Raw genomic sequence first — 7,782 nt, forward strand, 5'->3', positions numbered from 1 at the left:
ACAGTTGTGCTCCGAAGTGCTGGCCTGGGAGCAACGCCGGAATGAGGCGCAATCTCGGATTGAATGGAAGTTCACCCGCCAGGATGCCGACCGGAAACTAGCACGCCACTATGTAACGTAATTATATTGTCACGATACTAGGCCATTTCTGGCCTCACACAACGGAAAAAAGAAAGATCGACGCACGAGACGCAGAGGTTCGCCCTCGCTAAAGTTACGGCGGTGACAGGTGAGGTAAGCCAAAACTTGTGTCTTGCACCCTTGTGGCTGGTCACTGACTGGTGAGGCGCCGTTTGTGCCTCCGTTGCCCACAAAAGTTGCTTCAAAAGTCTCCGTTCCGTTTCCTCCTGTTCTTCTGCATGTTTCAGGCTTAGCGCCTGTTTTAAAGTTTCAGGTCCGCCAGATTAATTTTAATGGACGGAGCGGCCCGAAACGACAATCTTTGAGCGCGCAAAACCAACTCGGCGCGCGAAAAGTGGCTTTGCAACCCTGTATTTAAATTGCCTGGCAGGGCGACAACTTATGCCGGAACAGAAAAATCCAGACCAGCCCCACGCGAATGACTTCGCTCAGGAGGCGGCCGCTAAAGAGAGCCGTGAGGTCCTGGAAAGTCTAGGCACGGCGCCTGCCGGACTGACGGAGGAGGAGGCCGCCGGGCGCCTTGAAAAATACGGTCCCAACGAAGTCGCCCGCGAAAAGCGGCATGACTGGTTCCAGCGCCTATTCATCGCCGTCCGTAACCCGCTGGTCATCCTGCTGACGGTCCTGGCGATGGTCTCGTTTCTGGCGCCCCAGGGCGACCCCATCACCGGTATCCTGATGATGGTCATGGTGGCTCTGGGGGTGTCCTTGCGCTTCATTCAGGAAACCAAGGCCGATACCGCCGCCGCAAAACTCAAGGCAATGATCCGCGTCACAGCCACCGTTGTGCGCGCGGGGCAAACTCGCGAGACCCCTCTGCGAGAGCTCGTGCCGGGGGACATCGTCAAGCTTTCGGCCGGCGATATGGTGCCGGGGGACGTGAGGCTCATCTCGGCCAAAGACCTGTTCATTATTCAGGCAACTCTTACGGGTGAATCCATGCCGGTCGAAAAGAGCGACGCCCGTGACACGCGCCCCAACCTCTCTGCCATCGAGCGCTCAAATCTCTGTTTCCTGGGGACCAGCGTGGAAACCGGCTCGGCCACCGCCGTCATCTTTGCCACCGGCCCGCGCACCTATTTCGGCAAGGTCGCCCGCAGCCTGATAGGCCAGGCCCCCGAGACGGCCTTCGAGCGAGGCGTCAGGAAGTTTACCTGGTTGATGATCTCGATCATGGCGGTGATGGTTCCGCTTGTCTTCCTCATTAACGGGCTGACCAAGCACGACTGGAAAGAGGCGTTTTTCTTCTCGCTGGCGGTCGCGGTTGGGCTGACGCCGGAGATGCTGCCGATGATCGTTTCGGTTTGCCTTTCCAAAGGGGCCTTGGCCATGTCCAAAAAGAAGGTCATCGTCAAACGCCTCAATTCCATCCAGAACTTCGGCGCGATGAACGTGCTTTGCACGGACAAAACGGGGACTCTGACCCTCGACCGGGTAATCCTGGAAATTTATTGTGATGTCTTCAAAAATGAAAACAAAGAGGTCCTGCGGGATGCCTATCTCATCAGCCACTTCCAAACGGGCTTGAAAAACGTGCTCGACCGGGCGGTGCTCGAGCACCAGGAACTCCACCGGGAACTTTGCCTGGACGAATACAGCAAGGTGGATGAAATCCCATTTGATTTCTCGCGGCGAATGATGTCCGTGGTGGTTGAAGGACCCGCCGGCGAGCGGCTGCTGCTCACCAAGGGAGCGCCGGAAGCCGTTTTTGCCAAATGCACCCAGTTCGAGAGCGAGGGCGAGGTTTTCCCGATGGAGCCAATTCTGGTTGGCAACCTCATCGAGCAAGTCAATGACATGAGCGAGGACGGTTTTCGCGTGCTGGCAGTGGCCACCCGGAAGGTCGAGAAGCGCCCCGCGTATTCCAAGGCTGATGAAGCAGATTTGGTTTTGACCGGCTACCTGGCTTTTCTCGATCCGCCTAAAGACACGGCTGCCACGGCCATCGGCGTGTTGCGCCAGCACGGCGTCACCGTCAAAGTCCTTACCGGCGACAACGATTTAGTCAGCCGCAAAGTCTGCCGGGAAGTGGGCATCAGCGCCGAAAAGATTCTCCTGGGCAGCCGGGTCGAAGCCATGTCCGACGCGGAATTAGCCGAGGCGGTCGAGTGCACGGATATTTTTGCCCGGCTTTCCCCCGCCCATAAGCAACGGATCGTTCAAGCCCTGCAGCGCAGCGGGCATGTGGTTGGGTTTATGGGCGACGGCATCAACGACGCGCCCGCATTGCGCGCGGCGGATGTGGGTATTTCCGTCGATAACGCCGTCGATATCGCCAAGGAATCGGCCGATGTGATTCTGCTGGAGAAGAGCCTGCTGGTGCTTGAAGAAGGGGTGCTCGAGGGGCGCAAAGTATTTGTCAATATCCTCAAGTACGTCCGGATGGGCGCGAGTTCAAACTTCGGCAATATGTTCAGCGTCATCGGCGCCAGCGCCTGGCTGCCGTACCTGCCCATGCAGCCAGTCCAGATTCTTACCAATAACCTCCTGTACGATTTCTCACAGGTCCCCATCCCGACCGATAATGTGGGCCCGCAACAAATCAACAGGCCGCGTCCCTGGCACATTGGGGAGATTGCGAAATTCATCATTTTCATCGGGCCCATCAGTTCGATTTTCGATTATACGACCTACCTGGTGATGTGGTTCGTCTTCAAATGCAACCAACTCGGCCTCACACCTCCGCCCGCATTACTAGGACACTTCCCACCAACCCACGATCCGAACAAGACCTACGCCGCCGCGCTGTTCAGCACCGGTTGGTTTGTCGAATCGCTCATGACCCAGACCTTAATCATCCATGTGATCCGCACCAACGCCCTGCCCTTCATCCAATCCCGCGCCAGTTGGCAACTGACCATGACCACCCTGCTGATTATGGCCATTGGAGCGTATCTGCCCTTTTCTCCGTTGGCTTCCTTTCTAGGTTTCGTGCCTTTGCCGTTGGTCTATTGGCCCATCCTGGGCGCCACCCTGCTCTGCTATGTGGGCCTGACGCAACTGGTCAAGACCTGGCTGGTTCGCAAGGGATGGGTGTAAGAGCGTGTTTTGAAAATGTAGCAGCCGACGCCGAGAGGCTCTGTAAAGTTTCAAAAGTTACAAATGTTTGCTTTTCGCTTTTCCTTTGGACCTTTCGGTGGCAACATTAAAACTCATGAGTAAGACCGCGGTCATGACCTTGCGCGTTCCGGAAGAGGTGCGGCAGGGTTTGGTTCGGCTGGCGGCCCGTTTTGGCCATAAACCGGCCCAAGTCGGCGCGCGCCTGCTTGAAGAAGGTCTGCGCCGCCGGGATTTTCCCCTCATTGACTTGCGCGATACCGCCGGGGGCCGGGTAGCCTACTTGCGCGGCACCCGCTTTACGGTCTCCTGGGTTGTGCAGGCCTTGAGAAAGGGGCTAGGCGCTGAGCGCTTTGCGCACCGGTTCGATGTGCCGCTGGCTCATGTCCGCGCCGCGTTGGCCTATGCCGAGACGTTTCAGGATGAAATCGATGCCGCAGCCGACCACGAAGCTGCCAACCGGCGTTGGATCCAGAAGCAAGATGCTGCCACACGCCCCAAGCGCGTACCAAGTGGAGCTATCCGACTCCGGCCAAAGCCCAAGAGGCGGCATTGAAGCTCCTGCTCGACAGCCATGTGGAAAAGGCAATTGCCGGCGCATTACAGAAACGGCTCCGCGCGGTAGATGTTGTCCATCTGGCGGACTGGCGTGAGGGGTCTTTATTGCATGCCGAGGACGAGGACATTCTTTCGGCCTGCTATGAAGAAGGGCGGCTTTGGTTCACCTATGATCAACAAACAGTCTCGGACCTGCTACGGCAATGGGCGGCGGAAGAGCGACCGCATGCCGGCGTTATCTTCGGGGACTGGAGCAGCGTGCCACCGAACGATGTAAGGGCGGTGGCTGCTGCACTGGGTGGACTCGCGGACGAAATTGGCGCCTCGGACACTACCCACCTGGTCCGTTATCTTCATCGGCCCCGCCGAGGACGGATTTCAAGATGAAGCGCCCCAATCGCGCGGACTGGAGCAGCGTGGTGTGGCGCCCGGTTTTCTAGTGTTATGCATACTACCGAAATGAGAAACCGCCTAACGAACAGCCCTGGGTTGACGCGCCTCCGGCTCGGAACATGCCGCCCCATGGCGTTCACTTTGATCGAGTTGCTGGTTGTCATCGCGATTATCGCAATCCTTGCCGCCCTGTTGCTGCCCGTGCTGGCCAAGTCCAAGGCAAAGGCCGAATCTATGAAGTGCGCGAACAATCTCAAACAGCTTCACTTGGCCTGGATTCTATACGCCGACGACAACAATGATTGGCTGGTCAATAATCACGGCGTTCCCGAAACCATCCTGCGCCGTCAGACCTGGGCGAACAATGTGGAGGACTGGCAAGCCAGTAATGACAACACCAATGTGATCCTGCTGACCCAAGCCAAACTTGGCCCCTACGCCAACCGCTCGTGGCAGATTTTTAAGTGCCCTGCGGACAGGGAACCGGCCCCAAACGGGCCGCGTATCCGCAGCATGTCCATGAACGCGATGGTCGGCAATCCGGGCGAATTGACCAACCAATTCAATCCACAATACGTCCAATTCTTCAAAAAGACCGATATTCGAAGTCCGTCGTTGATTTTCGTCTTTCTGGATGAACACGCCGATACGATCAACGACGGTTTCTTTGTGAACCGGTTGGAAACCTATTCGTGGGGCAACCTGCCCGCTTCCTATCATAACGGAGCAGCCAATCTCTCGTTTGCTGACGGCCATATCGAGCCCCATCGCTGGCTCGTTCCCGACACCATTAAACCGGTGCGCCATATCAAACTCCCCGCCTTTCCAGCCTCGCCCCCAGCCGATTTCGATTGGCTCAAGCAGCGGACCAGCGTCAAGCAGTCGTAAGAGCAGTTGTTTTGCTCCTTGTCATCCGATTGTCGTTGCCTGATCTTTTCGGAGCGCCGGTTGGAGCCGCCCGATAAAATGTGTGAAACGATTTCTCCAAAGCTGGGTCATCAACACTCTGGCGGTGCTGGTGGCCGTTTATATGGTCCCCGGCATCCATTATCAGAGAGGCCTGGACGTTCTGGCGGCATCGCTGCTGTTGGGCATCCTTAATGCCGTCCTGCGCCCGGTGCTTCTGGTGCTGGCTTTGCCTCTGCTCATTTTTACCCTCGGTTTGTTTCTCTTTGTCATCAACGCCCTGGTTCTCTACTTCGTGGGGTTCCTGCTCAAGCCGCATTTTTATGTGGATGGGTTTGGTGCGGCTTTTTTGGGAGCACTCGTTATCAGCTTCGTTTCCCTGATTCTCAATTCCCTGACCGGTAGCGGCAGCTCCCGGATTCATATGGAACGCCGGCGTCGGCCCCCTGGCTCCGGCCACAATGGCGGCGGCCCGATTATCGACGTGTGAAGGTACTAACGCCCCTGCCAGGCCGCGCGCAGCGTGGGCACACCTCGGGCACGGAATTCACTCTCGAAATCGGTCAGCAGCCCCGCCAAGGCCTGCGGCGTTTCAACACTGCGGAAAAATGGGCTGGAGGAAAAACATTCTCTCATCTGCTGGAAATAATCCGCATCGTCGGTGCGCACATAGACCACGCCTCCAGGGGCAAGGGCGGAATGGGCCAGCGCCGGGAAATGCTCGTTAATCAACCGGTGGCGCTGATGTTTCCGCTTGGGCCACGGGTCCGGGAAATAAATGTGCAAGGCGGATGCCCCATGCGGCGGCAACAGAGATTTTAAAAAATAGGAGGACTCGATGCGGACGCCGCGTAAATTGGCCAGACCGGCGCGTGCCGCCTTGCGCTCCATCTTGCGGATGCGGCCCAGCAATCGCTCGACTCCAATAAAATTGCGGTCAGGATTCTGTGCGGCATATTCGACTAGAAATGAACCATCCCCACTGCCCAATTCGACTTCGAGGGGCTGGTCTTTCGAGAACATTGCCCCCGGATCAATCCGCTCGAGGATTGAGGGGAATTGATAAATCACCTTCACGCGGAACGCGAAAAATGGTCGGGGCGGTGAGATTCGAACTCACGACCTCTTGTACCCGAAACAAGCGCGCTACCAGGCTACGCTACGCCCCGACCTGGGCAGCAAAAGGTGCCGATTGTCCGTCTCGATTGCAACAAGGAACTTCAGGCCGCTTGACTGTTAAAACTCGATTCCCCCAGCCTCTTCGTGGGCCGCATCGAGAAAGGCCTTCATTAACTGGATGCGCCCTTGCGCGAGCTCCCGCGCCTTTGGCAGGAGCAGCCGGGCCGGCAAAGTCTCTGCATTCTTCTGCAGCGCCCGCAGCGCGTCGTTAAACCGGATAAACCGCGTGTCTCGGCCAGTTTTGCTGACCAGACGCAAAATACCCACTGCCCCTAATTGCTCGAGAATGTCCGCGTCCCGCAGCAACACCCCTTCAAAAGATTGTGGCTTTCCCGAAGGCAGGTGTGTGTCAATCACCTCGAGCACCGCCGGGATTTTCTCTTGTGGAAAACCCAGACTCTGAAGCAAGGCAGGACCCTTTTGCCTCACGTAAGCGATGTGGTCCCACCTGGCTAATTGCTCAGGGCCCTCGGGACGATGCCCGATGAATACGCCCAGGTCATGCATCCAGGCCGCTGCATAAAGGACATCATCATCAAAAGGTTCCCCCTCTGCCAGTGCCGTGGCCAGATGATACAGGCGCGGCTGGTGACTGAATTTATCCGGAGGTTTGGCATTGACTCGGATAAATTCGGCGATGGCCTCGTGATAAGCCGCAGAACTCACTGGGCGGGGAGTTCTTTAATGCGGATGTTGCGGAAACTGACGGTCCCATGATCGCCCTGGAGGAAGATAGGCCCTGGCTCATTGACCTTATCGTCGATTTCACTTCCGGTGGCCCGGTCGCACTGGACGTTGTCATGAATTTTGACCCCGTTCATAATGACCGTGATGCGGTCGCCGATGATAGTGGCCTCGGCCGTCTGCCATTCCCCCGCAGGTTTGGTGACGAACTGGTCGGGGGCCTTAAAATTGTAAATCGACCCGTTACCGCTAATCGTTGGATGGCCGGTCTTGTAATCGCCCAGAATTTGAATTTCATGCCGGCCACGAAGGTAAAAGCCGCTATTGGAGTTTTCGGGTGTCATATACTCGTAACGCACGGTGAAATTCCAAAATTTCTTTTCAGTGACCAGGTCGGTTCCATGCATGCCGTGTTCCACGGTATTTTTTAAAATGCCTCCGGGCAACACGCTCCAGGAGTGATGGCCGTTGGGATTTCGTAGCTTCCAGCCCGTCAGGTCTTTTCCGTTGAACAAGGGCTGGAAATCCTTTTCATCATCGGCAGCCCTTGAAGCGAGCGGCGCGATCAACGTGGCAGTGAGCAGGGCGACAACCGTGAGCGTGTTTTTCATAATTGGAATATTTGATTTTTTTGGCGTAATTCGACCGGTGCAGGCCGCGACCAGGCACAATAAGGATTCGGACGCGCAGGTTGTAAAGACTATTCAGCGCGGTGCGTGTTTTCGCCCGGATCCTTAGCGAACTGGTGCTGCGGGCGCGGCGAGGGGGAGCAGGATCAAACGATGTTCTGATTCCATGGGTAGGGATCAGGAGCGCTACTGAATGGGGCAGTACCAAGTAGGCCGTAGGCCGGATTGGGTCTTT

The 7,782-nt window shown here is 56.8% G+C and carries 9 protein-coding genes and 1 tRNA gene; 6 read left to right on the forward strand and 4 right to left on the reverse strand.

Annotation, left to right across the window (positions count from 1 at the left end; translation table 11 throughout):
* The 6 genes from VG146_15815 to VG146_15840 all read left to right on the forward strand — a co-directional run.
* The coding region (locus tag VG146_15815; GenBank protein ID HEV2393820.1) for an IS630 family transposase at positions 1-121 on the forward strand (121 nt) is incomplete at its 5' end.
* A gap of 401 nt (positions 122-522) precedes the next feature.
* Complete coding sequence (gene mgtA / locus VG146_15820) at positions 523-3,180, forward strand: magnesium-translocating P-type ATPase (protein HEV2393821.1); 2,658 nt, start codon at positions 523-525, stop codon at positions 3,178-3,180.
* Between the two features lie 115 nt (positions 3,181-3,295).
* Positions 3,296-3,754 carry a DUF433 domain-containing protein gene (locus VG146_15825; protein HEV2393822.1) on the forward strand — a complete coding sequence of 153 codons (459 nt, stop codon included), beginning with the start codon at positions 3,296-3,298 and terminating at the stop codon, positions 3,752-3,754.
* Complete coding sequence (locus tag VG146_15830; protein ID HEV2393823.1) at positions 3,751-4,143, forward strand: DUF5615 family PIN-like protein; 393 nt, start codon at positions 3,751-3,753, stop codon at positions 4,141-4,143. The genes VG146_15825 and VG146_15830 overlap by 4 nt, the downstream gene beginning before the upstream one ends.
* Positions 4,144-4,278: 135 nt before the next feature.
* Positions 4,279-5,037, forward strand: a complete 759-nt coding sequence (locus VG146_15835) for a prepilin-type N-terminal cleavage/methylation domain-containing protein (protein ID HEV2393824.1) — start codon at positions 4,279-4,281, stop codon at positions 5,035-5,037.
* A gap of 82 nt (positions 5,038-5,119) precedes the next feature.
* A complete protein-coding gene (locus tag VG146_15840; protein HEV2393825.1) occupies positions 5,120-5,545 on the forward strand; it encodes a phage holin family protein in 426 nt (141 codons plus the stop codon).
* Positions 5,546-5,550: 5 nt separating this feature from the next.
* Here the strand turns inward: VG146_15840 and trmB are convergent, their stop codons facing one another.
* From trmB to VG146_15860, 4 genes are all read right to left on the reverse strand, one after another.
* Positions 5,551-6,132 (reverse strand): tRNA (guanosine(46)-N7)-methyltransferase TrmB, encoded by a 582-nt coding sequence (trmB, locus tag VG146_15845; protein ID HEV2393826.1) that lies wholly within the window; start codon positions 6,130-6,132, stop codon positions 5,551-5,553.
* Positions 6,133-6,147: 15 nt separating this feature from the next.
* A tRNA-Pro gene (locus tag VG146_15850) sits at positions 6,148-6,224 on the reverse strand.
* Positions 6,225-6,291: 67 nt separating this feature from the next.
* Positions 6,292-6,900 carry an HD domain-containing protein gene (locus tag VG146_15855; protein ID HEV2393827.1) on the reverse strand — a complete coding sequence of 203 codons (609 nt, stop codon included), beginning with the start codon at positions 6,898-6,900 and terminating at the stop codon, positions 6,292-6,294.
* On the reverse strand, positions 6,897-7,529 hold the full coding sequence (locus VG146_15860; GenBank protein ID HEV2393828.1) for a DUF1080 domain-containing protein: 633 nt from the start codon (positions 7,527-7,529) through the stop codon (positions 6,897-6,899). The genes VG146_15855 and VG146_15860 overlap by 4 nt, the downstream gene beginning before the upstream one ends.
* Positions 7,530-7,782 lie beyond the last annotated feature (253 nt).

The sequence above is a fragment of the Verrucomicrobiia bacterium genome (genome assembly GCA_035946615.1).
Taxonomy (GTDB): domain Bacteria; phylum Verrucomicrobiota; class Verrucomicrobiia; order Limisphaerales; family UBA8199; genus DASYZB01.

Bases quoted from the DNA above. Each gene is read 5' to 3' on its own strand.
- mgtA (HEV2393821.1), top strand. From the start codon at position 523: ATGCCGGAACAGAAAAATCCAGACCAGCCCCACGCGAATGACTTCGCT.
- VG146_15835 (HEV2393824.1), top strand. From the start codon at position 4,279: ATGGCGTTCACTTTGATCGAGTTGCTGGTTGTCATCGCGATTATCGCA.
- VG146_15860 (HEV2393828.1), bottom strand. From the start codon at position 7,529: ATGAAAAACACGCTCACGGTTGTCGCCCTGCTCACTGCCACGTTGATC.
- VG146_15825 (HEV2393822.1), top strand. From the start codon at position 3,296: ATGAGTAAGACCGCGGTCATGACCTTGCGCGTTCCGGAAGAGGTGCGG.